The organism is Priestia flexa, assembly GCF_021441905.1.
Taxonomy (GTDB): domain Bacteria; phylum Bacillota; class Bacilli; order Bacillales; family Bacillaceae_H; genus Priestia; species Priestia flexa.
The window spans coordinates 2,306,292-2,332,794 of the sequence record NZ_CP090431.1; the positions used below are offsets into that span (position 1 = coordinate 2,306,292).

General features: G+C 36.8%; 26 protein-coding genes. 9 read left to right on the forward strand and 17 right to left on the reverse strand.

All coding sequences use genetic code 11. The annotated features are described in order from the left end of the window. Positions 1-3: 3 nt before the first annotated feature. The 13 genes from LZP85_RS11935 to LZP85_RS11995 all read right to left on the reverse strand — a co-directional run bounded on the left by LZP85_RS11935 (position 4) and on the right by LZP85_RS11995 (position 13,284). Positions 4-1,782 carry a solute:sodium symporter family transporter gene (locus tag LZP85_RS11935; protein WP_206782531.1) on the reverse strand — a complete coding sequence of 593 codons (1,779 nt, stop codon included), beginning with the start codon at positions 1,780-1,782 and terminating at the stop codon, positions 4-6. A gap of 36 nt (positions 1,783-1,818) precedes the next feature. Continuing rightward, the gene (locus LZP85_RS11940) at positions 1,819-2,490 is read right to left on the reverse strand and encodes a DUF4867 family protein (protein ID WP_206833809.1); all 672 of its coding nucleotides are present in this window, start codon (positions 2,488-2,490) and stop codon (positions 1,819-1,821) included. A 98-nt stretch (positions 2,491-2,588) separates the two neighbouring features. After that, entirely contained in the window at positions 2,589-3,269 is a 681-nt protein-coding gene (locus LZP85_RS11945) for a transaldolase family protein (protein WP_206782529.1), read from the reverse strand. A gap of 438 nt (positions 3,270-3,707) precedes the next feature. Next, the gene (locus LZP85_RS11950) at positions 3,708-4,271 is read right to left on the reverse strand and encodes a DUF3267 domain-containing protein (RefSeq protein ID WP_206782528.1); all 564 of its coding nucleotides are present in this window, start codon (positions 4,269-4,271) and stop codon (positions 3,708-3,710) included. Positions 4,272-4,614: 343 nt separating this feature from the next. Beyond that, complete coding sequence (locus tag LZP85_RS11955) at positions 4,615-5,691, reverse strand: dipeptide epimerase (protein ID WP_226639012.1); 1,077 nt, start codon at positions 5,689-5,691, stop codon at positions 4,615-4,617. Between the two features lie 18 nt (positions 5,692-5,709). Then, positions 5,710-6,141 (reverse strand): hypothetical protein, encoded by a 432-nt coding sequence (locus LZP85_RS11960; protein ID WP_206833806.1) that lies wholly within the window; start codon positions 6,139-6,141, stop codon positions 5,710-5,712. Next, complete coding sequence (fosB, locus tag LZP85_RS11965; protein ID WP_206833805.1) at positions 6,138-6,572, reverse strand: metallothiol transferase FosB; 435 nt, start codon at positions 6,570-6,572, stop codon at positions 6,138-6,140. The genes LZP85_RS11960 and fosB overlap by 4 nt, the downstream gene beginning before the upstream one ends. Before the next feature lie 413 nt (positions 6,573-6,985). Then, entirely contained in the window at positions 6,986-9,391 is a 2,406-nt protein-coding gene (locus LZP85_RS11970) for a heavy metal translocating P-type ATPase (RefSeq protein WP_119542742.1), read from the reverse strand. Between the two features lie 76 nt (positions 9,392-9,467). After that, on the reverse strand, positions 9,468-9,674 hold the full coding sequence (gene copZ, locus LZP85_RS11975; RefSeq protein WP_119542741.1) for a copper chaperone CopZ: 207 nt from the start codon (positions 9,672-9,674) through the stop codon (positions 9,468-9,470). Between the two features lie 17 nt (positions 9,675-9,691). Next, complete coding sequence (locus tag LZP85_RS11980) at positions 9,692-10,021, reverse strand: metal-sensitive transcriptional regulator (protein WP_206782524.1); 330 nt, start codon at positions 10,019-10,021, stop codon at positions 9,692-9,694. A gap of 109 nt (positions 10,022-10,130) precedes the next feature. Further along, complete coding sequence (locus LZP85_RS11985) at positions 10,131-11,426, reverse strand: ABC transporter substrate-binding protein (protein ID WP_119543138.1); 1,296 nt, start codon at positions 11,424-11,426, stop codon at positions 10,131-10,133. A 68-nt stretch (positions 11,427-11,494) separates the two neighbouring features. Beyond that, entirely contained in the window at positions 11,495-12,322 is an 828-nt protein-coding gene (locus tag LZP85_RS11990; protein WP_061785822.1) for a carbohydrate ABC transporter permease, read from the reverse strand. Beyond that, positions 12,322-13,284: a carbohydrate ABC transporter permease gene (locus LZP85_RS11995; protein WP_025910859.1), complete on the reverse strand. Its 963-nt coding sequence runs from the start codon at positions 13,282-13,284 to the stop codon at positions 12,322-12,324. The genes LZP85_RS11990 and LZP85_RS11995 overlap by 1 nt, the downstream gene beginning before the upstream one ends. A gap of 248 nt (positions 13,285-13,532) precedes the next feature. Here LZP85_RS11995 and LZP85_RS12000 point away from each other — a divergent pair, with 248 nt between their 5' ends. Continuing rightward, entirely contained in the window at positions 13,533-13,721 is a 189-nt protein-coding gene (locus tag LZP85_RS12000) for a hypothetical protein (protein ID WP_025910858.1), read from the forward strand. 61 nt (positions 13,722-13,782) lie between these two features. Here the strand turns inward: LZP85_RS12000 and LZP85_RS12005 are convergent, their stop codons facing one another. Beyond that, positions 13,783-15,411, reverse strand: a complete 1,629-nt coding sequence (locus tag LZP85_RS12005) for a family 14 glycosylhydrolase (RefSeq protein WP_119543137.1) — start codon at positions 15,409-15,411, stop codon at positions 13,783-13,785. A 251-nt stretch (positions 15,412-15,662) separates the two neighbouring features. Between LZP85_RS12005 and LZP85_RS12010 the strand changes: the two genes are divergently transcribed. The 5 genes from LZP85_RS12010 to LZP85_RS12030 all read left to right on the forward strand — a co-directional run bounded on the left by LZP85_RS12010 (position 15,663) and on the right by LZP85_RS12030 (position 21,206). Continuing rightward, on the forward strand, positions 15,663-16,403 hold the full coding sequence (locus tag LZP85_RS12010; RefSeq protein ID WP_025910856.1) for a Cof-type HAD-IIB family hydrolase: 741 nt from the start codon (positions 15,663-15,665) through the stop codon (positions 16,401-16,403). Between the two features lie 151 nt (positions 16,404-16,554). Continuing rightward, a complete protein-coding gene (locus LZP85_RS12015) occupies positions 16,555-17,652 on the forward strand; it encodes a GerAB/ArcD/ProY family transporter (RefSeq protein ID WP_182840837.1) in 1,098 nt (365 codons plus the stop codon). Positions 17,653-17,733: 81 nt separating this feature from the next. After that, positions 17,734-18,294 (forward strand): maltose O-acetyltransferase, encoded by a 561-nt coding sequence (maa, locus tag LZP85_RS12020; RefSeq protein WP_182840836.1) that lies wholly within the window; start codon positions 17,734-17,736, stop codon positions 18,292-18,294. A 119-nt stretch (positions 18,295-18,413) separates the two neighbouring features. After that, complete coding sequence (locus LZP85_RS12025; protein WP_119543136.1) at positions 18,414-19,157, forward strand: S8 family serine peptidase; 744 nt, start codon at positions 18,414-18,416, stop codon at positions 19,155-19,157. Between the two features lie 240 nt (positions 19,158-19,397). Then, positions 19,398-21,206, forward strand: coding sequence for an acyltransferase family protein (locus LZP85_RS12030; protein WP_119543135.1), 1,809 nt, complete (start codon positions 19,398-19,400; stop codon positions 21,204-21,206). A 70-nt stretch (positions 21,207-21,276) separates the two neighbouring features. Here LZP85_RS12030 and LZP85_RS12035 read toward each other — a convergent pair whose 3' ends face one another. After that, positions 21,277-21,984 (reverse strand): TerC family protein, encoded by a 708-nt coding sequence (locus tag LZP85_RS12035; RefSeq protein ID WP_076512781.1) that lies wholly within the window; start codon positions 21,982-21,984, stop codon positions 21,277-21,279. A 153-nt stretch (positions 21,985-22,137) separates the two neighbouring features. Further along, on the reverse strand, positions 22,138-22,689 hold the full coding sequence (locus tag LZP85_RS12040) for a hypothetical protein (protein ID WP_062687133.1): 552 nt from the start codon (positions 22,687-22,689) through the stop codon (positions 22,138-22,140). 119 nt (positions 22,690-22,808) lie between these two features. Here LZP85_RS12040 and LZP85_RS12045 point away from each other — a divergent pair, with 119 nt between their 5' ends. After that, positions 22,809-23,408, forward strand: coding sequence for a TetR/AcrR family transcriptional regulator (locus LZP85_RS12045; RefSeq protein ID WP_025910846.1), 600 nt, complete (start codon positions 22,809-22,811; stop codon positions 23,406-23,408). Here LZP85_RS12045 and LZP85_RS12050 read toward each other — a convergent pair. After that, the gene (locus LZP85_RS12050) at positions 23,405-24,010 is read right to left on the reverse strand and encodes a poly-gamma-glutamate hydrolase family protein (protein WP_025910845.1); all 606 of its coding nucleotides are present in this window, start codon (positions 24,008-24,010) and stop codon (positions 23,405-23,407) included. The two genes, LZP85_RS12045 and LZP85_RS12050, sit on opposite strands and share 4 nt — an antisense overlap. 195 nt (positions 24,011-24,205) lie before the next feature. On the opposite strand from LZP85_RS12050, the gene LZP85_RS12055 reads away from it, so the two are divergent. Beyond that, complete coding sequence (locus LZP85_RS12055; RefSeq protein ID WP_062687128.1) at positions 24,206-24,835, forward strand: TVP38/TMEM64 family protein; 630 nt, start codon at positions 24,206-24,208, stop codon at positions 24,833-24,835. Between the two features lie 113 nt (positions 24,836-24,948). Continuing rightward, complete coding sequence (locus LZP85_RS12060; RefSeq protein WP_025910843.1) at positions 24,949-26,394, forward strand: MDR family MFS transporter; 1,446 nt, start codon at positions 24,949-24,951, stop codon at positions 26,392-26,394. The last annotated feature ends 109 nt before the right edge of the window (positions 26,395-26,503 follow it).

The following is a 26,503-nucleotide window of genomic DNA, read 5'->3' on the forward strand; positions in this document are numbered from 1 at the left end:
TTATTAAGCGGGAAACTGCTTATTATCTGTTTTAACAGTTGTGTTCTTTTCCACGTATTGTCCGTACTTTTTATTCCAACTTGTCAAAGAGACATAGCCCAGAATAGCGGTAACCACAAACAGCCCCAAAAGTGCTGGCCAGAAATATGGAGAAACTACGCCACCTGCATAAGCTAAGCCAATTGGTGAAAAGACAATATAGAATGCAAACATTAAACCAAGTAATACGATTGAGACAAGCAGTGAATATTTCCATGGCTTCATATCCACTTTTGGTCTAGGAATGAAGTTCCATGCTTCTTTTCTTGGTGAAATCTTTCCAATAATCAACATCATTGCTACTTCGGTAAAGAAGAGAATAGCGTAAACATGAATAAAGTTAATGTCTACTTTAAATCCAAATAAATGATTGGTTCCCCATAAAAGCATGTAGTATGTAACAACATGAAAGCCAATGGCGACTTTTGCAGCAACTGCTGGTACACGCTTTGCAAAGATACCGACTAATACAATCGCAATCACCGGAATATTAAAGAATCCTGTAAAGCGACGAATTAATTCCCATAATCCATCTGGAGCAAACATGAGAAGCGGTGAAATAAAGAAACTAACAAGAGCTAGTACTGCCCCAAACCACTTACTTAAACTAAGTAGCTTTTGATCCGTTACGTTTGGACGAAGCGGCTTATACACGTCTAAGGCAAACATCGTAGCTGCTGAGTTAATAAGAGCATTAAATGTACTAAATACAGCTCCCAGTAACACTACTAAAAAGAACCCCTGTAAATACCATGGTAAAATATTAGATACTAAAGTAGGAAATGCTAAGTCTACAGGATTCATATCCCCTCCATATAAGTGGAAGGCAATGATACCTGGAATCATCATAAAGATTGGAACTAATAGTTTAAAAAAGCCTGTATATAATACTCCTTTTTGTCCCTCTGCTAAGTTAGCTGCTCCAAGCGTACGCTGAATCGCATACTGATTGGTTCCCCAATAAAATAAGTTTGCCCAAATCATTCCTGTGAAAATTGTTAAAAAAGGCACAGAATCTGTACTGGATCCAACTGCATTCATCTTTTCTGGATGTACGGTTGTAATGGTTTTAAGCCCAGCACCGATACTTCCATCCCCCAATTGAAATAATCCGATTAAAGGAATAATGGAACAAACGATAATTAATCCGATTCCAATAAACGTATCGGAAACCGCAATGGCTTTCATCCCTCCGAAAATGGCAAAGAATGCGCCGATAATCCCAATGGTCCAAACCATTAACCAAACGGATTGAACATAAGAGATACCTAACAGACTTGGAATATCAAACAATTTCATCAGGGCTAATGCACCTGAATATAAAGTAGAAGGAATCGTGACAAGCACGTACCCTAACATGAATAATAAAACAGCTAAACGTCTCACGCCTTCATCATAGCGTTCTCTCAAAAACTGAGGTAGCGTTGTAAATGCTCCTCCTAAATAGCGAGGTAGTAAAATAAGCGTCATAATAACAATTGCAATAACCGCTGTTACTTCCCAAGCCATATTTGTCATGTTCGCTGCATAAGATTGACCGTTTAACCCAATCATTTGCTCTGCAGATAAGTTCGTTAAAATTAAAGCTCCAGCAATAAATCCACCGGACAAGCCACGCCCTGCTAAAAAGTATCCTTCCGTTGTGGTGTTTGTACCTTTTGTCTTTTTATATGTCCACCAACCAAGTAGTGCCATAAACACTAAACATGAAAGAAGTGTAAATAATGGACTTTGATTTTGCACGTTTTATTCCCCCTACACCAATATTTGTTTTAATATTCAGTGATTAACTTGTATATTATCACCTTTTATTCCAGGGTGTGCACCTTTATCAATGAGCATTTTACGATTTGGATGAGCCAAAAGCCATTTATTTTTCATAAAAAGCAGCTGATCACTTTTGCTATCTACTTCATTTTCATTGGACAAAGGTTCATTCGTTCCTTTTGGCAAAATAACAATCGTTTTAAACCCTTCATCTGTTACTGTACATGGAGCAAAGTGAAGCGTTGTACCATATAGCTCCAAAGCGGTCCCTTCCGGAATAAAGAAAGCGTCTACATTTTTAGAGTCATACATACGCTCCGAAATATCTTGCACCTTCCCAAGCAACAAAACCATATCTGTTACAGCAAAATTAATTTCATTACCTTGATGATACTCCAGTCCGTTTAAAAAAGTATTTAGACCATTACAGTACCCAATTTGAATTGGCATCTGACCATATGAAGTTGCTTCAATCTGTTTCTTTACTAGTTTTTCTTCCATTTTACTGTCTGACGCCACATATATATTTCCCTCACTAGGAATCTGTATCTCTTCCATATAAGCTTTTATTTCATCAAAATTATAGTCTGTGATAATCTTTCCGTAAAGCTCAAATTGTTTTTCTTCTACATGATAAAAAGATAGGTGGGGGTTCAAGCTTTTTAACTTCTCAAACTTAGACATCAACAATCGCTTCCTTTGTTGTAAAATGCTTATCTAAAAAGCTCCCCTAAAGATTATTAATAACGCTGCTAAGAGGAGCTTTCTATTTATCTAGTATATTACTTTAAAACCGTTTGTTCTGTAATGGTATTATCCCATGCTTTTCTGAATTTATCTAACCCATAATCTGTAAATGCGTGATAGAAGCTTTCTTTATATACATCAAATCCACACGTCACAATATGAGCACCTGCTTTTGCCGCATCTGCAATTTGCTTACCGTTGCGTAACGCTGCTACAATAATTTCTGTTTCATAATTATAGTTTTGATAGATTTTAATAATATCTTGAATGTATGCTGTTGCATCGTCTCCACTATTTTCTTTCCACCCTACAAACGGAGAAACAAATTTGGCACCAACTCTAGCCGGTTGCAGTGCTTGAGATGGAGAAAAAACAAGCGTAACGTTCGTTGATATTCCGTCTTTTTCAAGCTCTTTAGCCGCAATCAACCCAGGCTCTGTGCACGGAATTTTAATAATAAAGTTTGGTGAAAGTTTAGCAATTTTTCTACCTTCATGAACCATTTCTCTCGCATCATCTAGGTGTGGGTTGATTTCTGCTGAAATCGGAAAGTTTGCAACCCCTTCAAACTCTTTTGCCAACTCATCTAATACCGTTAAAAATGGTTTTCCACTGTTCATTATGTGTCGTGGATTAGTTGTCACTCCATCAATTGCCCAATTTTCATAAGCGTATGTAATTTCACTTAAGATTGCACTGTCTAAAAAATATTTCATTTTTTCCATCCCCTTAGTTTGTTATAATTATTTACTAAACATTGTAACATAGGTATCTTTTATAAAAAGTAACTACCTTTGTTTATAATAATATGAAAACGTATCCAAAATTTCAAGTCTTTTTTAAAGATTTTTTTACATAAAGAGTCTGGGACAAAACAAAATGTTCCTTTCTAAAGGACGAATGATGCCTTTTTTAAAGTAGTTAGGTTATAATAACCGGTTCGTTCCATTGCGCTACAGACACTCGCTTTCCGCGGGGAGGAATCTGAGCCTTTCCTCTATCTCCCGCAGGAGTCACGTGTCTTACGCTCCATTCCACTAATTCTCTAAAATTGGTTTCCAATCAACAAAAAATCCGAACTATAAAAGAGTCGTTAACTCTCAATGGTTCGGATAGATCATTGACTGAAACACTTATGTCTCAACCTCTTCAATCTAGATATTTACATTTTGATTTTCATTCGTTGTATTACACACATACACCGTACAGCCAATATCACTTTGATGATCTTTTACAAACGTATCTTTAGAAAATGAACGGATTGAACGATAAATGAGCCAATCTCCTGCACCACCACCAACTAATAATGTCGAGAGAGCTACAAGCATTCCATTACCAACTAGCATCCCTATAACGAGGGGTACAAATCCTGTTAGAATTACAGGCAGCAACAGTGCAATGCGAAAAGCACGCATTGAAATGGGGACCTTACAGTGTGCGTAACAAACCATATACTTCCAAATAAAACCAAACTTTAAATCTGTTAGCTTGACCTTCCCAAACCACAAAAAACCAACTCCATGAAGCAGTTCATGAAGAAAAATTAATAGAAAATAAAAACCGATAAACTTAAGCAGGGACATAAGAGTAATGGTAAACTCTAACCCCCAGAACCATGTGTAAACAACCGTACTAAGCAATACAATTCCTATTGTGTAATAAGAGGCTTTTCTATTAACATCCTTAGGATCTAAAACGATTGAAACTTCCTTCCCCAAAAAATTCACACCTTTCCATTTAACAACAATAAAAACGTATATAAGTACTTATTTCCAGCATAATGAATCCTTGGTGAAAGATTGCATATGATATAGCAAGTCCACTTTTAAGGAGGTGTCTCTAATAGAAAGCTGGTTAAACGTTATTGCCAATGTAGTTTTTCCAATTGCGGTCGCTTTTTATTTACTCATTAAAAGATTGATAATTTTACAAAGATTATCAACCGTATTGCCACTATCATTGAAGAGCAAAAAAAGGACGAGCAGTAAAACGTACAAGCTTTCCATTTTCAAATATTCAAAGAAACTGCCAACTAGATTATGATACTAGCTGGCATCTTTTTTAATTTCCTTGAAAAGTAGTTTGTACATCTCCAACCCCTGGAAGAGCAGATAAAATGACTTGATCTCCGTGATAGGTTAAAACATCTAAGTCACCATCTAGCCATAGTGGAGCATCTAAGTCAAAGTAATGAACATTTGGATGAGCCGATGCAAAGTGTGCAGCAGCTCCTACTGAAAAGGAAGGTTCCATCATACTACCAATCATGCAGCGTACACCGTTTGCTTCTGCAATACTCGCAATCTTCCAAGCCTCGTTTATTCCCCCGCACTTCATAAGCTTAATATTTAATAAATCTACATAACGGCCGGCTACAAGTTTTAACGCATCCTTTGGCGAAAATAAGCTTTCATCCGCCATTATAAGCGTAGTAACTCGATCTGTCACATGCTTTAAGCCGTCTAAATCATAGGAAGGAACTGGTTGTTCAATAAACTCAATGTTAAATTTTCTACTTTCCATCTCATGAATGATATGAACGGCTTGTTTTGCACTCCAACCTTGATTTGCATCTAAACGCAACTTTATGTATGAAGGAATAGCTTCATGAATTTTCTGTATGCGTTCAAAATCTAGTTCTGGATTCGCTCCAACCTTTACTTTAAGTACTTGAAAACCGTCAGCCACGGCTAGTTTCGCAGCTTTTATCATTTTTTCAGGAGTATCTACACCGATAGTCATACATGTTGAGAGAGTTTTTTCACCACCTAAATATGTATAAAGGGGCACTTTCATTAGCTTGCTATATGCATCATGAAGAGCAATATCAGCAGCAGCTTTAGCACTAGTGTTTCCTACACAGCAAGACTGTACGCTTTGAAGCAACATTTGAAACTCTTTAATATCTCTTCCAATTATTGCAGCTTTAATAGGTCCTTTAATGGCTGCCACAATGCTCTCTAATGAATCACCCGTAATGACATACGTTGGTGCAGCTGCTCCTTTACCCTTTATTCCATTTTCTAACGTAATAACCACTTCAATACTTTCAATTTCTGTGGCTATTCGAAGTGCTGTTTTAAACGGTACTTTTAAAGGAATAGTTTCATGCTTTACTTCAAGGTTTTTAATAATCATTTGGCACACTCCTACTTTTCAATCGAAAATTATTGCTTGTGTTTGAGTTTTCCCGACATATTTATACGTAAGAGACACTCGGTCAATTGGTTTACTATGAGTGATTTTTAACATATATTTTTTATTTGAGCGCTCTATATTCTTCTTCTGTATCTCTTGTAGCGTCATTGGTTGATCAATCTGATCTGATAAGGTGATTATTTTGTTCGCCTCTACTTGCTTAAGTTCTAGTCCACTTGGATATGCTTGATTATTTACTTGTACATCTATGAGGTGAACTGAGGTAAAAGAGCTTTGATTACTTAACTCAATTGCCACGAATTTTTTATTTTCAGGGAAAGTTATAATGGTTCCAGTTTGAAGAGATTCGCCACCCCTTATATATACGGAGCTTCCAACAATCCCCACTAGTAGCAGAGAGGTTCCACTAAATATAAGCCACTTTTTCATTTTTCTTTCCCTTCTCCAACGAATACCATATGAGCTTTGGTTTCTTTATAATAATGAAGCCTGTCTTCTAACGTACCGGTATGCACTTCAAACTTGTGTCCGTCTGGATCGGTGAAATAAATCGACTCTTTATCACGTTCATCCCTTGTTCTTCCTTTTAAAATTGGTACATGGTAAGCCACTAGTTTTGCCTCAAAACTTTTTAAATCCTTAGCATTAATTGAAAACGCAAAATGAGTATACGAATGGTGAATCTCGTTTCGTTGAATGTGTTTCTCTTCATTTAACGCTATCCATAATCCGTTCAAATCAAAATAAGCTGTTTTTTTACCTGTTACAAGAAGTGTAGCTCCCAAAACTTTCTCATAAAAAACAATTGATTGAGTTAAATTAGACACTGAAAAGCAGCAGTGATTTATTCCTTGAAGCATATTTTCCTCCTACTTCTTCACCTACATACATATGTTATCAATTCTTTATATACATATACTACCATATAAACCTATTTTTATCTTATTATTTCAAATGATCTACTAATTTTGTATACTAAGAACATAGTTTATACAAAGGATGGTGGCCCATGTTTTTTAGGAAAAAGAAAGAAAAAAAAGTCATTGATTGGCTATCAAAACAGTCATACCGCTTAACTGATCCTACCAGCTGTACTTCTCAGGATTTCTTAGTTTGCCCTCTCTTTCCCGCAGAAGTCGAGTGTCCTTTGCTCCATCCCACCCTGTTTCCAACATTGTTTTCACAATTAAAATAACCTGAACGATTAAAAGTGAGGAACTCTCAATCGTTCAGGTTTATCATTAGCTGAATTACTTATATCCCAGACTGTCTTCTAAATCTTCATTTTCTGCAAACGCAGCGCATTTAACACAACGGATACAGAGCTGAACGCCATAGCTGCTCCGGCTAACCACGGTGCCAAAAATCCGATTGCGGCAATTGGAATTCCAATGGTATTGTAGCCGAATGCCCAAAAGAGATTTTGTTTAATGTTACGCATTGTTGCTTTACTCATTTGCAAAGCATGAACGATGCTTGTAAGGTCACCTCTCATAAGCGTTAAGTCTGCTGCTTCAATCGCGACGTCCGTGCCGGTTCCAATGGCCATTCCAACGTCCGCCACTGCTAGAGCCGGTGCATCGTTTAAGCCGTCACCAACCATTGCCACTTTTGACCCTTGAGCCTGCAGCTTTTGAATTTCGGCTGCTTTTTCTTCAGGTAATACTTCAGCAAGCACATGATGAATTCCCACTTCATTAGCAATAGCATTTGCTGTTTGCTTATTATCACCTGTAATCATCACAACGTGAAGTCCCATTTCTTTTAGGGCCTTAATAGCTTTTGCTGACGTTTCTTTAACCGTATCAGCAACTGCTACAAACCCTGCATATTCACTGTTTAAAGCAATTAGCATAACCGTTTTCCCCTGAGACTCAATTTCTGAAATGAGTGATTCAACACCCGCAACTTCAATTCCAGAATCGGACATAAGCTTTCTCGTACCCACTAAAATTTCCTCATCCTCTATAATCGCTTTTATACCATGTCCAGGTATTGCTTCAAAAGCTGAAATTTTTAGCAAACTAAGATTTTGTTCAGAAGCCTTTTTGACAATGGCGCGTGCTAATGGATGCTCAGACTGACTTTCAGCAGAGGCAACAAGCTGTAAAAGCTTTTCTTGGCTTGCGCCTGTTTCCGTCACAATATCCGTTACTTGTGGCTCACCTTTTGTCACGGTACCAGTTTTGTCTAACACGATGGTATCTACTTCATGAGCTGCTTCTAGATGCTCACCGCCTTTAAATAAAACACCTAGCTCGGCTGCTCGACCTGATCCTGCCATAATTGACGTTGGGGTAGCTAGACCTAATGCACAAGGGCAGGCAATTACAAGTACAGCAATCATTTTTTCAAGCGCTGAAGCAAAGTTACCAGGGTTGATGATCATGTACCAAACAAGAAACGTTATGATTGCTAGTGCTACAACAATGGGAACAAAAATACCTGAAATACGGTCAGCCACGCGTTGAATAGGGGCTTTAGAACCTTGTGCGCTTTCCACAACTCTTATAATTTGTGCAAGCGCTGTTTCTTTTCCCACTTTTGTTGCTTTTACTTTTAAAAAGCCATTTTTGTTCACTGTGGCTCCCGTCACATCATCACCAATCGATTTTTCAACCGGAATACTTTCTCCTGTTAGCATGGACTCATCAATTGCAGATTGTCCTTCTATTACCTCACCGTCTACCGGGATTTTTTCACCCGGCTTCACATAAACAACGTCTCCATGCTTCACTTCTTCAATAGGGATTTCAACCTGTTGATTTTCTCGCTCTACAATTGCCGTTTTTGCTTGTAAACTTAAAAGCGTTCGAATTGCCTCTGAAGAGCGCCCTTTTGCTTTGGCTTCAAATAATTTTCCGAGTAAAATAAGGGTAATTAAGATTGCGCTTGTTTCATAATAAAGTTCAATCATATGAGCATTTGAACCAATGGATTGAATCGATAAATAAACGCTGTAAAAGTAAGCCGCACTCGTTCCTAAAGCCACAAGAACATCCATATTCGCACTTTTATTCCTTAGCGCTTTATAGGCTCCAACATAAAACTGTCCACCAATAAGAAATTGAACTGGCGTAGCAAGGGCCAGTTGAAACCATGGATTTAAAAACATTGGCGGTACAGGAATAAAGGCCGTAAAGGAAAAGTGACTAACCATCGCCCAAAGCAGCGGTATGCTTAATATTGCTGCAATTAAAAATTTGAGTTCTTGCTGATTGGTTACTTTTTCACGGATATTTTCGTTTTTTTCAGCCTTTAAAGACGCACCGTATCCTAATTTTTCAATTCTATTAATGATGGTAGATAGATCAATTTGTTCTTCATTATATTTTAGAGTTGCCGTTTCTAATGCAAGATTCACGTTTACATGAGCAATTCCCTGTTGCTTTCCTAATACCTTTTCGATTCTGCTTGAACAAGCTGCACAGGTCATCCCGGTTATGTCTAGTTCTTCTGTTTCATAAATAACATCATATCCTAGATTCTGCACTTTTTCTTCAAAAACGCGTGGCTGAACTACTTCAGGTGTATAGCGAATTGTTGCTTTTTCTAATGCAAGGTTAACAGCTGCATCTTCAACTCCATCTATTTTCTTTAAACTTTTTTCAATTCGGCTTGCACAGGCTGAGCACGTCATACCCTCTATACGTAACGTAATGTCTTTTTGGCTTTTCATAGAACCCCTCCTCATATACCCTATATAGGTATATTACTTTTTAAAAGAGAACGTGCGAAGTTATTCGCACGCGATTTTACGCTACGTCATAGCCTTGATCATCAATTGATTCTTTAATCGTTTCAAGGCTGACTTTACTTTCATCATATTCAACTTCAACCGTTGCTGATTCTAAATTAACCTTTACACTTTTTACACCACTTAACTCTGATACTGTACCTTCAACTGCTTTTACACAATGCCCACATGACATACCTTGTACTGATAATACTGTTTGTTCCATCTTTTCCAGCTCCTTTTTTATTTCATTAATCTTTTAATTGTTGTTAATAACTCATCTACTACTTCCTCGTCGCCCTCTTGTACTCTTTCTACAACGCAGTGCTTTAAATGACCTTCTAATAAAATTTTACTTACACTATTTAAAGCTGACTGAACAGCCGATATTTGCGTAATGACATCATCACAGTACGTATCCTTATCAATTAACCCTTTAATTCCCCGAATTTGTCCTTCAATTCGATTAAGGCGACTCGTTAAGTTTTTCTTTACTTCTGGAGAATGATGACTTCGCCTTGCATTACCTGCATGACAATCTATTTTTACTTCCGACCCACGGTTTTCTTCCATCCAAAAACCACCTTTCATAATTGAATTATAATGTACCCCCCCACCCTATGTAAAGTATTATGTACAATAAAAAGCTTCTCCACTACAGGAGAAGCTCTTATACATTAAGTTATTTTTTTAGTTTATCCCAAGTACTTTCAAATGATTTAAACAATTCTTCTTCCGTTACTTGACCACCAACATACTCTTGAAGTGAAGCACCAAATTCTTCTTTCACACCATCTGGGAACTTCATAAATTGCCAAGGCATTGTTTGTCCTTCTTCAGAATACTTTAAGATTTCCGCACCTAATGGACCGATATCTTTTGCGCCTGCTTCAATTGTCTTAAATGCAGGAACATACTTAAATTCTTCTACAAGTGCACGCTTGCCTTCTTCCGATGTTACCATCCAGTTTAAGAAATCTTTTGCTGCTTCTTTATCTGCTTCTGGTGCACCGTTATGAACGACCCAGCTGCTTGGTACATCGACTGAAATTTTACCTTTCACACTTCCACCATCACCAAGAGGCATTGGCATAACGCCTAAATCTAAGTTTGGATTAATCTTATCAAGCATTGGCTGAATCCAGTTTCCTTGTTGAATAATTGCTGCTTCACCCGTTGCAAAGTTCGTTACCTGCGTATTGTAATCCGTTGTTAATGAGTTTTTATTTCCATACTTAATTGTTAAATCCAATAGTTTAACATATTCTTTAAACTGCTGGTTACCTGAAATTTTTCCAGTCCCCTCATTTAAGCTCTTAATAAACGCATCTGGGTCTTCTTGAGCTGAGAAAGGAATGTTTAAACCATGATTTCCTAATACCCACCATTCGCCGTATCCAATTGAAAACGGCGTGATTCCTGCTGCTTTTAGCTTCTTAGCTGCTGCTTCTAGTTCATCTAATGTTTGTGGTACTTCTTTAATACCCGCTTTCTTGAAAAGCTCTTTATTATACGTAAATCCATAGCCTTCCAGGTTCATTGGCTGACCATATACCTTACCGTCAATTGTCATTGGATCTAACGTGTTATCAAACGCATCCTTTATCCAAGGCTCACCAGATAAATCTTCAAGTTTATCTTTCCACGTAACAGCTTCTTGATAGCCACCATTTGAGAAGATATCAGGCTCATTTCCAGAAGCGAATTTCGCTTTTAGTGCTGCTGCACCATCTGCACCGCCTCCAACCGTTTCAATGTTAAACGTTACGTTAGGATTTTCTTTTGTATATTGATCTGTTAATGCTTTTAGCTGATCTGCAATTTCAACTTTTCCTTGAAAAATATCAACAACAACTTGGTCACCTTTTGCGCCACCGCTTGCATTATCGCCAGATGAACTATCGCTGGAGCACGCTGCTGTAAATAAAAGAGATGCTGATAGTACACCTGCTGCTAAAGGAAATTTTTTTAGTTTCATGCTTGGTTCCTCCTATGATATGTTTGGCTCCTATGCTCACTCATCATGAGCATAGGCTTCCAAATTCATTATTTAATAGACCCACTTGTAATTCCTTTGATAATATGCTTTTGCATTGAGAAGAAAAAGATTAATAATGGAATGATACTTAACATTAATGCTGCTAGTGCTAAATCCCACTGCTTTGTATATTGTCCAAAGAAGAAGAACGTTGCTAATGGAATTGTACGCAATGACGGATCTTGCAGAACAAGTAACGGTAATAAGAAGTCGTTCCAAATCCATAAGCTGTTTAAAATAATAATGGTCACCGTGATTGGCTTTAACAACGGGAATACAATTCTCCAAAACACTCCAAATGTAGAGCATCCATCAATAATTGCTGCTTCTTCTAACTCTACTGGAATCCCTTTAATAAACCCGTGATATAAGAAGATTGCTAATCCAGAACCAAATCCTAGATACATCACAACTAATCCCCAGATACTGTTCATTAATCCAAACGAACTTGCCGCTTTTACTAATGGAATCATGATAGATTGGAACGGAATAACCATCGCTGCTACAAAGAGTAAAAAGATAAAGTTACTGAACTTTGTTTTTGTACGTACAAGCATATAAGCACCCATTGAACAAAAGACTACAATCACTAGATTACTTGCTACTGTAATCATTAATGAGTTTTTAAATACTCGTAAGTAATCCATTCTTTCAAAAGCTGTTACGTAGTTTTGCCATTGAAATGCTGATGGTAAAGCTGATGTATTCGTTAAGATTTCTGCAAACGGCTTTAATGAGTTAGCGATAACATAGTAAAACGGAACAAGGAAGATTAGACCTAGTATTATCGCTAAGATTTCAATAATAAACGTCTTTCCTGTATACTTATTGCGCATTAAGATTCAACCTCCTTCTTCTTCGTATACATAACTTGAAGCGTTGTAATACCTGCTACGATTAAGAAGAAGATCAGTGCTTTTGCTTCTCCAATACCATAACGGTTGTTAACGAAAGCCTCTGTATAGATGTTAAGCGCTAACATTTCTGTTGATTTAAACGGTCCACCGTTTGTTAATGATAAGTTTACATCAAATATTTTAAATGAAGATGAAATGGTTAAGAATAAACAAATTGTAACGGCTGGCGCTACCATTGGTAGTGTAATATGACGAAGTGTTTGCCAGCGGTTCGCTCCATCAATTTTTGCTGCTTCAAGAAGCTCTTGAGGAACGTTTTGTAAAGCTGCTACATAAATAATCATGATATAACCGGCACCTTGCCATACGCTGACAATAACTATGCCCCAAAAAGCTGTATTTGCATCTCCCAACCAAGGAAGCTCAAATAGTGACCATCCTGTTAATTGACCAATTGATGAAAATCCTCGAATAAAAATGAATTGCCATACAAATCCAAGTAATAATCCACCAATTAAGTTAGGTAAAAAGAAGACTGTTCGTAGAATGTTTCTTGTCTTAAGCATCTGTGTAACAAGTAATGCAAGACCAAACCCAACGACATTTGTTAATAAGATTGCAACAACGGTGTACTTCGCGGTTAGAATGAAGGAAGCATGAAATTGCTTATCTTCAAAAAGTAAGTACTTAAAGTTGTCTAATCCTACCCACTCAATATTTCCTGTTACACCATTCCAATTGGTAAAGGCATAATAAACACCTGATAAAAACGGGTATAAAACAATCATGCTAAATGCTAAAAGGACTGGTCCTACAAACAAGGTAAATATTCCTGCTTTTTTCCACTTTTTACGATTGCTTGTGCGAATTGATGACTTCGTTTGTCTTGGCTTATTTACTGACACAACCTCTTTTTCTTGCAATTTGCTTTGGCTCTCCATGTAACCGCACCTCCTATATGCTCTCATTTTAGTGCAGCATAAACTTTTTTGAAACCGATTACATTGACAAGGAGGGTGGAAAATATTGAACTCTTCCCCTAAAAGCAACAAAAATCGATGATTTTTCACCCCCTACCTTTTAACTAGAGAGAAAAATCTCCTCCACCTTCTTCTACCTTTTGTACCTTGTGAGAGGAAGGTACAAAAATTATAATGGGAATGAATTTATAAAAAAGGATGGTATCAAAATGCCTCTTCGTTATGTTTGTCCACACTGCCAAGGAAGCGGAACGAAATTTGGATTTGCGCTGCTTTCATTTATAAAGTGCAAAGTATGCGGTGGAGATGGCCATGTCGTCATGTCAAACATGATGTCTCCTAATCATGATAAACAAAATCCAAAAGAACATGCTGACAATCAAGACCAAGCAAAGTAAAAACGAAACATCTATCATACAAAACAGCCGCTTATTCGTATAAGCGGCTGTTTCAATTTTATTACCAAGTTGCTACGTAATGTCCTTTTCCCGTTGCTGGTGTGTTGTAGCTTTGATTTTCACCATCTTGCCAAATGATTTTCCCATTTTGATCTTTAATGTAGAACTTAAATTCATACTGACGATCAGCAGCTAAGTCAAATGTTCCCTCAAAGCTACCGTCTCGCTTTGGTTTTAACGTATAGTTATAGTTGCTTGCATTCCAACGACCTAGCTCTCCTCGATTACCTGTTACATGAAGCGTTTGACCTTTCTTTAGCTGTAAACCTTCCATTTTAAACGTAACTGGTAATGGCTTTAGCGCAAGCTTATCCTTCAACATCTTAAGTTCATTTGTCGGATGCCCAGCCTCGTCAAATAAATACGTCATACGAAGAAGCGTAAAACCATCAAAGTCATAGTTAAATACCATCTCAGATGCATTGTCAAATCCCCATTCATTATTAATAATAGGAAGCGCATTTTCTCCGTTTAACGAAAGATTACGCTCGTTTGCTAATGTAGCAATTTGAGTCACTAACGTTTTTGGAGCACTATAGTAAGGAGATGTTTGTGCATCTTGGTCTCCCATTTCTAAGCAAGTAAACGTTAACGCCATATTTGATTTTTTAAATTGGTCTAGAAGCTTAGCATAATTATAATATCCTGTGCTGTATTCAGCAGCATGTGGCATTTCAGGATCGTTCATCTTCCAGTGCACACCAGAAATTTTCGCACCAACTTCTACGCCAAACGTACGATCAAAGTATTTATGTGCTTGCTCTGAGATTGTCTGAAGATGATCTTCAAGAGCCCCTTGATACCACTTCATAAAATCTTTTCCATATATAGTTTTGTAAGCTTCACCGCTTGTAAAGAAAGTATCTCCGTCAGTTGGAGGTTCAATATCATTCCACTTCTTAAATGATGTTCCCCACGCCTTGTTAAGATTTTTAATATTTTTATATTGATTCTTCATTTCATCTCTAAAGTCTTCTTTTGCACCTTCTGTATATGCTTGTAGCTGACCGCGTTTTGGATAGTCCCATCCGTCTGCAAACTGATACGATGGGTAGCGTAATTCTCCTGCTGGTCCGCCACTTAAATAAATTTTACTAATGATATCATCATAATTAGCAAAGTTTTTTGCAAACGAGCGATATAATTCCTCATACTGCTTTTCAATTCCGTTCCACCAAGGTGCTAATGCTTCTTTATTAACAAACCCAGTTTCACTTTTGAATGCCATGCTTTCTATGTCATCTTTTTCCCACAGCCAATTAGGTATTGGATAGTTACAATCATCTCCTACGTTACCACCACATTGATGTGTGGATAAAATAGGAACCCATTTCAGGCCTGAATCTTCAACAACGCTGGCATACTTTTTATAATAAGACCAATCAAATTGATTATCTCCCTTAGCTTCAACAATTCCCCACCAAATATCTGTTGTTAAGCCGTATACTCCATTCTTCTTCATTTGAACAAGCTGACGTTCAAACTGATCCCAATCCGTAATTTCTCCTAAAGGAGCCATAACGTACAGCTTGTAATCTGATTTGACTTCTGCGTGAGTACTTGTATAGCTTGTAAATATAATTGCTATACTCATTATGAATGCTAACAGCACTTTAAAACTTTTCCCCATCTCTTTTCCCCCTTATTATTGTTAGAAGCCTTCATCTTTCTTTTTATGCAATCGCTTGCAATTTTCTACAAAAGATGAATTTCTTTTCTAGAAAATTATAGAAAAGCCCTTTCGTATTCGTCAATTAACTTTTTCATTTTTTTGAAAAATGAGTCATTTGGTCTATCCTTTACTCAGCACCTTTCTTTTTTAAAAGGTTTGTTCATGCTATGCTTAAAGTAGAAAAAGCATTTTTGAAAGGGTGAAGCACTATGGATAAACCATCAATTAAGTTAATTGCTCTTGATATGGATGGCACACTATTAAATACAGAAGGTGAAATTTCACAAGGTAATCAAAAAGCTATAGCACAAGCAGAAGAAAAAGGAATACATGTGGTTTTAAGTACAGGACGGTCGCGCCCAACTAGTATTGAATTTGCTGAGTCGTTAAAGCTTTCCTCTTATATTATTAATGTAAATGGGAGTGAAATCTGGGACGGTGAAGGAAATTTAATTGAGCGCACGATTCTACAACCAGATTACATACAAGAAATGTGGGATTTAAAACAAAAGCATAAATTAACTTTTTGGGCTGTGACGAGTGAAAAGGTATGGAGGGACGAGTTTCCAACGGATATTACTAATCATGAATGGCTAAAGTTTGGCTATGATATTCATGATGATGATACGCGCAAATTAGTTTTAGATACATTAACTAAAAACAAAAATCTTGAAATTACAAATTCTAGCCCAACAAATCTTGAAATTAACGCTCTTGGCATCAATAAAGCAAAAGCACTTCGTACCGTTTGTGAACGCTTAAATCTGTCAATGAACGAAGTAATGGCTATGGGTGATAGCCTAAATGATATTGCAATGATTACAGAAGCTGGAGTAGGCGTAGCTATGGGTAACGCGCAAGATGTCGTAAAGGAAGCAGCTGACTGGATAACTAAAACCAATGACCAAGATGGTGTTGCTGAAGCTATTTATCACTGGGCTTTAAAGTAAGAGTTATATTTACACTTCCTCAAAAGCAGAGCCAATGCTGGCTCTGCTTTTACTTTTTTTCTCATTATTCATAAGTAACGTCGAATTAGGCATACTAACGAGCATATAAGGCTTGAAGAACAATATGCCTTGTATAGGAGGTCTTTCCAGCGTGCTAAAACATGTCAAAATCTCTGAAAAACAATTCATCGTGCTACTTAGCCTTTATATAATTGGGAGTGCTATTTTAGTTATCCCATCTATCATTGTTTCAATTGCAAAACAAGATGCTTGGATTACAAGTATTTTAACGCTAATCATCGCTTTGGGTATTATGCCTTTATACATAGCACTAGGAAGACGATATCCAACAATGCTATTTACTGAGTTCACCGAAGAAATTCTCGGCAAATGGATTGGCAAATTGTTTTCTATCATTTTTTTAACTTTCCCTTTAGTAGCAGGTTCTTTAACACTTTATAATATTGGTGATTTTATCATTACGCAAGTTATGCCTGAAACCCCAATTGTTCCAATTTATGTATTTGTATTAAGCGTATCGTTGTTTGGCGTTCGCTTAGGACTTGAGGTTTTGGCACGTTCTGGTGAAATTTTATTTCCATGGGTCATTGCTCTCTTTAGTTTACTCGTATTATTTCTTATTAAACAAATTAGCTTTGATCACTTTCAACCATTATTTACTACGGGTATCCGACCTATTTTCATTTCCACAGTGCATTTTTTGACATTTCCTTTTTTGGATACAGTTGTTTTTTTAATGATTTTTCCTTATGTTAAATGGACGAATAAAAAACGCACACCTGTTTATATTGGTACATTGATTGGCGGTATTTTTTTAATTATCATTATCTTTCTTTGCATTTTAGTTTTAGGAGTAAATCAAACTTCTACTCGTCTTTCTCCTACCTACCTATTGGCTAAAGAAATTAATGTGACAAATTTCATAACCCGCATTGAAGTAATTGTCGCTATAATTTGGTTTATTTCAATTTTCTTCAAGCTTAGCATTTTGTTGTTTGTATTAAACTTAGGATTAGCGCAGTTATTTAACTTAAGTTCATATCGTTTCTTAACCCTACCTATCGGATTATTGTTTTTAGCTTCTTCCAATATCTTTGTGCCAAGCGGTCCGTTTTTAGGAACTTACACGCTTACTACTTCTCCTTTTTATACAGGCACAATCGGCTTTGTTCTGCCTCTTTTCCTTTTTGTTATTGATCGAATAAAGAAAAAGCTAGTGGATTCTTAGCTACTTTACTTAACGAACGCCGAATTTTACGCTAAACTACGATATGAAAACGTTAAATAAAAAGGGTAGGGAGAATAAAAAATGAAAACAGAAAAAGAAAAAATGATTGCAGGAGAAATGTACATATCAGGAGATGCTGAATTGATCAAAGACCGCACTCATGCAAGAAAAGTAACCAGATTATTTAACCAAGCAGTTGAAACAGATGATACTTATCGCATGAGTTTAATAAAAGACCTATTTGGTTCGACTGGGGAAAATATTTATATCGAACCTATTTTCCGCTGCGACTACGGATATAACATTCATGTAGGAGAAAACTTCTATGCGAATTTCGATTGCTTAATTTTAGACATTTGCCCTGTAACGATTGGTGATAACTGTATGCTAGCACCAGGTGTTCACATTTATACAGCTACTCACCCACTCGACCCCGTTGAACGTAACAGCGGTAGGGAATACGGCAAGCCCGTTGTCATTGGGGATAACGTTTGGATTGGCGGTCGCGCTGTCATTAATCCAGGCGTTACTATTGGCGATAATGCAGTTATTGCATCAGGAGCCGTGGTGACCAAAGACGTTCCTCCAAACGCTATCGTTGGTGGAAATCCTGCACGAATTATTAAAGAAATTAAGATATAATGAGACCAATGAAGACTGGGATATAGTATTTCAGTCAATGAAATATCCGAACGGTTGCTAACCTGCAATCGTCCGGATATTTTTTTGTTCGTTCCAAAAATAAGTAAAAAACTAGTGGAATGGGACTTAGGGTACACAACTCTCTTGATAAGAGAGTATCTGCAGCGCGATGGATTGCATTAACTACGGGTTCAATTTGTGTAATTACGCTTTTGTTTTTTGTAGTTAAAAAATTGGTACAAGCTTTAAAGGTTAAACAATCAATATTTGCTCAAGATCAATTTATTGTTAAATTTAATGACAACGTTGATGAGAATACAATCGCTTCAATTCATAAAAAATATAAATGTGAAGCTTCATATTGTAGTGAAACATTAGGCTTTCAAGTAGTTACTACAGCCAAGAATATTAATAAGATGATGAAAATATACTCGGAACTCGATGAAGTTGAATACGCAGAGCAAAACTACGTGTTTGAAGCTTCCTATATTCCAAATGATTCATTTTATTCCTTTCAATACAGACCTCAAAAAGTAAGTGTTCCTTCTACATGGGATGTTACTCAAAGCAATGCTGGCATTAGAATTGCAATACTTGATAGAGGCGTCCAGCCAAACCACCCTGACCTCGCATTAAAATTAGTTCCCGGCTATAACTTTATTGATAACAATACTGACACAAATGACTTTAATGGCCACGGCACTCACGTAGCTGTATTAGCAGCATTATTAGCAGCTCAAGGGCGCAGCTCGTCTCAAATCCGTACAGTCATTCAAAATACGTGTGACCCAATAATAGGTACAGGAACAAATTGGGTTTATGGTAGAATAAATGCAGACAGAGCCGTGCGCTCTCCTTTATAAATTCAAAAAAAGAGCCAGGTTTACCAAAGGTACGTCCGGTTCTTTTACACAAAAAAATATTTTCATTCTAAAAGTATTGCATTTTATGACAATATGGTAAAAAATACTTTATGGGTAAAATAATTCTTTGTACCATATATCTTGTGGTTTATCCTAAACTTTTCAAAAGTCATTTTTCTGGGTTCACCAAAATATTATTTACATACGTATAACAATTTAGATTGTAAAGGAGTCTTTAATATGGCTAACACTCAGCTACAGCATCGATATGTTCATGGATTAGATGGACTTCGAGCGCTAGCTGTTATATTTGTATTTGCATATCACTATGGCTTTAGTTGGGTAAGCGGCGGCTTCTTAGGCGTGTCCATTTTCTTTGTTTTATCAGGATATTTAATTACATCTATTTTATTGAAACAATATGACGAGCACCAAAAACTGCTCCTTCCTTCGTTTTTTAAAAGCCGAATACGAAGGTTGTTTCCTGCAGCTTTTTTCATGGTTGTATGCGTAGTTGCTTGGACGGTTTTATTCAAACCATCTCTTTTATCTACTTTACAAGGGGATGCGATAGCAGGATTGCTCTATGTAAGTAACTGGTGGTTTATTTTTCAAGATGTTTCATATTTTGATAGCTTTCAATCACCTTCTCCCATAAAAAATTTATGGTCACTTGCAATCGAAGAGCAATTTTATATCATATGGCCACTTTTATTGCTAATTGGACTGCGGTTTACAAGGAAGAAAAAGACTGTTCTTTTCATTATAAGCTGCGGAGCCTTAGTGTCTGCACTATTAATGGGAGCTCTATATGAACCAGGTATGGACCCTAGTCGCGTTTATTACGGCACTGATACACGATCATTCGAATTGCTAATTGGATGTTGCTTAGCATTTGTTTGGCCACTCTATCGCTTATCTTCTAAAAATGTCCCAAGCACAGGAAAATTCATTTTAAACGTTACTGGCCTTACAAGCTTGCTGTTAGTGTTTTTATGCACTTCATTACTAAATGAATTTGCCCCATCAATGTATCGAGGAGGTATGCTTTTAGTTAGTTTAAATGCCGCTGTCCTCGTCGCAACGATTTCACACCCTAGTAGCATAATTGGTAAACTACTATCTTTTAAGCCGTTACGATGGATTGGTACACGATCGTATGGCATTTACTTATGGCACTACCCTATTATTACATTAACAACACCTACTACTGAATTTGGTGAGTTCAATTATGTACATATCAGCTTACAAGTTATAGCGACATGCTTCATCGCAGAAATCTCTTATCGATTTATTGAACAACCTATACGAAAAGAAGGCTTCAAAACCTTCTTTAGGCAAACACTGCCAACATTCAAACCGTCGGCTACATTTCGTTCTCATCTAAAATTTGCTGCGCCTATAGTATTTGTTATTTTTTTCTTATTGTTTACACTTGGCGTTACGGGGATTTTAGAACCTAAAAAAACAGAAAGCAAACAGCCTGAAGCCGTTCATATTGAAACAACAGCAAAGCCAATATCACAGGATAACAATCTGAAAGAAAAAGAATCATCGGCAAAGGAACCTTCCTATACTCAAGTTCTATCAATTGGTGATTCAGTCATGCTTAACTTAGCTGACCCCCTGCAAGAAACTTATCCTAATATTGTAATTGATGGCAAAGTTGGTCGACAGCTATCAGAAGCGTTAAACGTCGCAAAGAACTATGCTCAGTTTAACGAACCTTCTAGTGCAGTTATTATTCAACTTGGTACGAATGGTTACTTTACAGAAAAACAGCTAGATGAACTACTTAAGCAGTTCTCAAAAGCAGATGTGTATCTCATCAATGCACGAGTTCCACGACAATGGGAAACAGAAGTAAATGAGAAGTTAGAAAAAGCAGCAAAAGAATCTAAAAACGTGATGCTTGTTGATTGGCATACTTTAGGAGCCAATCATCCAGAATACTTTACCAAGGATGGCGTTCATCTTCTTCCAGAAGGTGCCGAGCAATTAACAAAGCTTATCTATAAAGCTATGCTAAAAAGTACGGACATCTCATAAGCCTATAATTCAACCCAAACAAAAAGAGGTGCCAAATGCACCTCTTTTTGTTTGGGTTATAAGCTCGGTTCTACTTAGAAAAAGATTGAGCCTTCTCAATAGTTTCTTCTACAGATTGCTTTTGTGCTTTCCTTTGTTTCATTTTCCCTGCTCCAATAACTACAGCAATGACTAACACTTCAAAACCATACTTAACGAAACCATTTTCAAAATAAGGCTTTAGAAACGGCTCGCCAACAATCATTTTAGAAGCGGTCCAAGCTAGTACTGCCGCTCCAATTGTAATAATAATCGGAAACCTTTCTACCCATTTTAAAATTAACGTGCTTCCCCACATCACAATAGGAACTGAAATTAACAACCCTAGTACTACTAATAAAAAGCTTCCATGTGCTGCACCGGCAACTGCCAATACGTTATCTAACCCCATTAATGCATCTGCAATAATGATTGTACGAATTGCAGCCCACATGCTATCTCCAGCTTTTACATCATGATCTTGATCTTCAACCAAGAGCTTGTACGCAATGATCGTTAATAAAATTCCTCCAACTAAAAGTAAACCTGGAATCTCTAATAACCAAACAACTGCTAATGTTGCAAGCATACGAATAACAATTGCTCCAATTGTTCCCCAAATGATTACTTTTTTCTGCTGATGTTTGGGTAACTTTCTTGCTGCTAAACCGATTACAATTGCGTTGTCGCCAGCTAAAACTAAATCAATAATAATAATAGCAAGAAGCGCTGACAAAAACTCTGCACTTAAAATGTCCATTCTCTTTCTCCCTTATCTATCATTTCTCTAACGTTCTCTATTATAAAGGATATCAGTGTAAATAAGTTGAAAATTTTCAAATAACCGAAATACATCCTATTATCCTACTTTCATCAAAAAAGAATGCTCACCTACAAGTGAGCACTGGACAGCTTACTGTTTAATTGTTTCTTTCATCTTTTTTGGCCAGATAAAATAGCTAATGGTGATACACAAATCGATGGCTAAAACTAAAGACCATATTCGCAGTATACCGCTTAACGCTTCTGTTTGTTGTGAATCATTTAATAGATAAATAAGCGCACCTAAAAGACCAGCTCCTATTCCATACGCAACTAAATGTTGAAACCATCCCTTTAGCCCATGATTAGCGTGCTCTCTTCCAAAACGTTTGATTGGTTTTTGCCCCTGCTTCATCACATAATATAAGAAATGCTCATCTGCCCATTTAATCATGCTCTTACCAAATGCCAGCGATACTCCAATATAAATGGCTGCAATACCATGAACAGTCGTCGCTTTCGTACCATTATATAAATCAATTCCAGTAACAAGCAATAAGATCAAATCAATAACCGGCGTTAGTGCTAAAAGGAAAAAACCCATCTTTTCTTTTTTAGCTATATATCGTGTTGTTAACCCTAACAAAATAACAATCCAAAAAGCAATTTCACACCCTACAATCATCCAAGCAATAAAATTCAAGCCTCCACCCCTCTTTTTAATACAGTTGTATTATTTAAATCCATTTTAGCATTTCTTTTTTATTAATACAACTGTATTGTAAAATTGCAACTTGTCTTTTTTATTGCTACAATAAATTCATGCCAAAATTAGTTGATCATCAAAAACGAAAAGAACAAATTGCCAGAGCAACATGGCGAGTTATTTTAAAGCAAGGAATGGAAGGTACTACCGTTAGAAATATTGCGAAGGAAGCAAATTTATCACTTGGCTCCTTGCGTCACTACTTTTCTTCCCAAGATGACTTATTAGCTTATGCCATGGAACTAGTTAAAGAACAAGCTGAGCGACGAATTGTTTCAATTGCTTCACAGGACCTTCCTCCACAGGAAAAAGTATTAAAAATGCTGCTAGAGATCGTTCCAACTAATGATGAAAAAATGGCTGAAATGGAGGTTTGGCTTACTTTCACAGCTCATCATAAACATAAAAATCAAGGACCTATTGATGATGGAATTTTCTCCGGTATGAAAAAAATTATGCTTTACCTAGAAAATGAAAACGTATTAAAAGAAAAGATAAACACTGACCTGGAATCAGAAAAGCTTTATGCTTTAATTGATGGGCTAGCACTGCACGCAATGTTTGACAGAGATCGAGTAACTAGCGACAGAGTTGAAGCTGTTATTCGTGATTATTTACAAAGCATTTGCTCGGGCCAAGAAAACGGCACATCCTAGGGTGTGCCGTTTTCTACAAATGCCAATTGAACTGCTGCTACATAGCGATAAAAAGAATTCGTATACTGGTTTTTTGTTAGAAAAAAGCTGTCTCTTTCTTGATAGCTAATTTCAAGCTGGACGCCTTTTTCTCGCTTTCCTTTATTCACAACATTATGCTTGTGCGTACCTGATAACAAGTGGTCTTGACCAACAATTTCAGCACTAAACGACGCATCTCTCAACGCCTTGTATACCCACTTCTTTCTCTCTTCATCTAACCCACCGATTAGCGTATGCTTCTTCTTTGTCTCCTTATATCCATGAATGCTAAGAACATATTCTGCTTCTTTCAACATAGATAATAAAGTAGGCTCATCAAAATGAGAAGATGAAATATGCAGTTTACGATTTTGAGCACTTTTCATCCCTTCAAACAGATAATAGCTATTTTGTTTCTCTGCAATAGCAATAGCCATTTCCGATGTTCCTTGCTCAATTCTCCCACCGTGAATGGCTAGCACTAGCAGTTCAGATGAGGTTGCTTGTGTTCTAATTCGATAATCCTTTTCAGCTCGTTCAAACTTTGATAATTCAGCAAAATCTTTATATGTGTCCTTCATACTTGTCTCCCGCTTATTTTATTAACCCTATCGTATCATACCTTTTCTCTACTTATTCATGTAAGTTTAGTTCCCTTCCATAGTAAATTAATGTTCATTTTCAGAGAGCTAAGATATAATAAAAGCCTATTTACTGTTTGTTAACTTAACAAATGAAAAAGGTGATTTCAAATTAAAACGTGGATAAAAGCAGGATTGCTCTTTCTAGTCGCTATTGTATTAATCATTTGTATTACTAATACTGATTTATTTAATTCGATTCGCACTGGTGATATGGATAAGATAACAGCCTTTTTAAAAGAAAACTTACTAATAACACTGCTGTTCACGCTAGTTGCCATGCTTGTGCAAAATGCGTTTACCATGATTCCACTTGTATTAATCATTGCCATTAACATAAATCTATTAGGATTCGAACTAGGATTGATTTGGAGTTGGTTTACGAGTATGCTAGCAGCAGCTTGCGTCTTTTTAATGGTTCGCTATGTTTTCCAGGATGGATTATTAAAAAAAATAAAGCCTTCTTTACTTGAAAAAATTGAAGCAAACGGAACAAGCTACGTTTTTCAAGTACGAGTTTTCCCGTTCATTCCGACTAGTCTTATTAACTTCGTAGCCGCCGTTAGCTCTATTCGCTTTCAGCAGTTTTTATGGGGGACGGCATCGGGTAACCTCATTTACTTCACCATCTTATCTCTTTTATCAGCAGGATTATTATCAGATATGATTAATGAATACGTCATTGCAGGGGTTGTTCTTTTAACCGTTGCACTTTATTATATAGGCAAATTCATTTATAAGCGGAAACGATTTCTTGCAAAATAACCAAGCATACAATTCGAATGCTTGGTTATTTTTTAATAGCTTTATTGTTTAATAATATTAAATAAGATATACTGTAAAAGTTTGGAGTTATTTAAGAAAGGAAGGCTGCTTCTATGAAAAAACAAATTATGATTGCACTCATGCTCGTTACATCACTAGCAGCGATGGAAGGAACGATCGTCAGTACCGCTACGCCTAGAATTACAAGTGATCTATCAGGTATTGAACTAGTGAGCTGGGTCTATGCAATTTACATGTTAGCAACGGCTGTTTCAACGCCTATTTATGGAAAGCTTGCTGATTTATTCGGACGCAAACGCGTATTATTAGTTGGTATTATTATCTTTTTAATTGGATCAATTCTCTGTGGAATGGCAATGAATATGACACAGCTCATCATCTTTCGTGCTTTTCAAGGCTTGGGTGCAGGAGCAGTTATGCCAATTACAATGACCATCATTGGCGACTTAAATAAAGAAGCTCAAGCTCGTGTAAAAGCACAGGGGTGGATTAGCGCTGTGTGGGGTGTTTCTGGCGTCATTGGTCCATTATTAGGAGGATTTTTAGTTGATACGCTGTCATGGCGTTACATCTTCTTTTTAAACGTTCCATTCGGTCTTTTATCCTTGTTTATGATTGTGAAATATTATAAAGAACAAATTCAAAAAGAAAAACGACATATTGATTACCCAGGTGCTGTTACTTTCTCATTAGGAGTTATCGCTTTACTTTATGCACTTTTAACAGGCAGCCAAACACAGCAGTGGACAGATGATTTACTTATTGGTTTGTTTAGCAGCGCGTTTGTACTATTCATTCTTTTCATTTGGATTGAAAAAAGGTCTCCTGAACCGCTTGTACCGCTCAATCTTTTTTCGAATTCTACCATTACAACCGTTAACTTTTTAACACTATTTATGGGCGGTATTCTAATTAGCATTACAGTATACCTTCCTTTATTCACGCAAGGAATTCTCGGAAAAAGCGCAACAGCTGCTGGCTTTATGTTAATGCCAATGCCAGTTTGTTGGACAATTGCCTCTATTTTCTCAGGGCATCTGGTTGCAAAGCTAAGACCTACATATGTCATTACGCTTGGAACAATTTTTTTATTGATTGCAACGTCTTTTTTATTTTCATTAACACAGGAATCATCTGATTGGTCCATTTATGCTTCAATTGGAATTCTCGGCCTAGGTATGGGAATTATTACGCCCGTACTCATGCTAATTATTCAAGGCTCTGTACCACAACAAAAACGTGGAACAGCTATTTCTTTAAATACCTTTACGAATACATTTAGCCAGACTTTAGGAGCTGCCGTATTTGGTACTCTTTTTAACCTTCAAGTGAATGCAAACGGCGGTGATAGTTCAATGATTAATTCATCATTTGAGCACCAAAAGGTAGATCCTGATACGTTAGCTTCTGTTCAAGGGCATCTCTTTGTCGGTATTCATACGGTATTTGCTAGCATCATGATTCTTGCGTTTTTTGCTGTCATTATCGGATTTGTCTTAATCAAAAAAGTAGGACAAAAAGAGCTCTCTCAATCTTAATTTGTTAAAGGTACACCATTATTCTACTGTTACTTCTATATAGATAAAACAAGCCCGCTTCATTCTTTAATGCGGGCTTGTTTTGTATATAACCATATAAGTAGCTCCT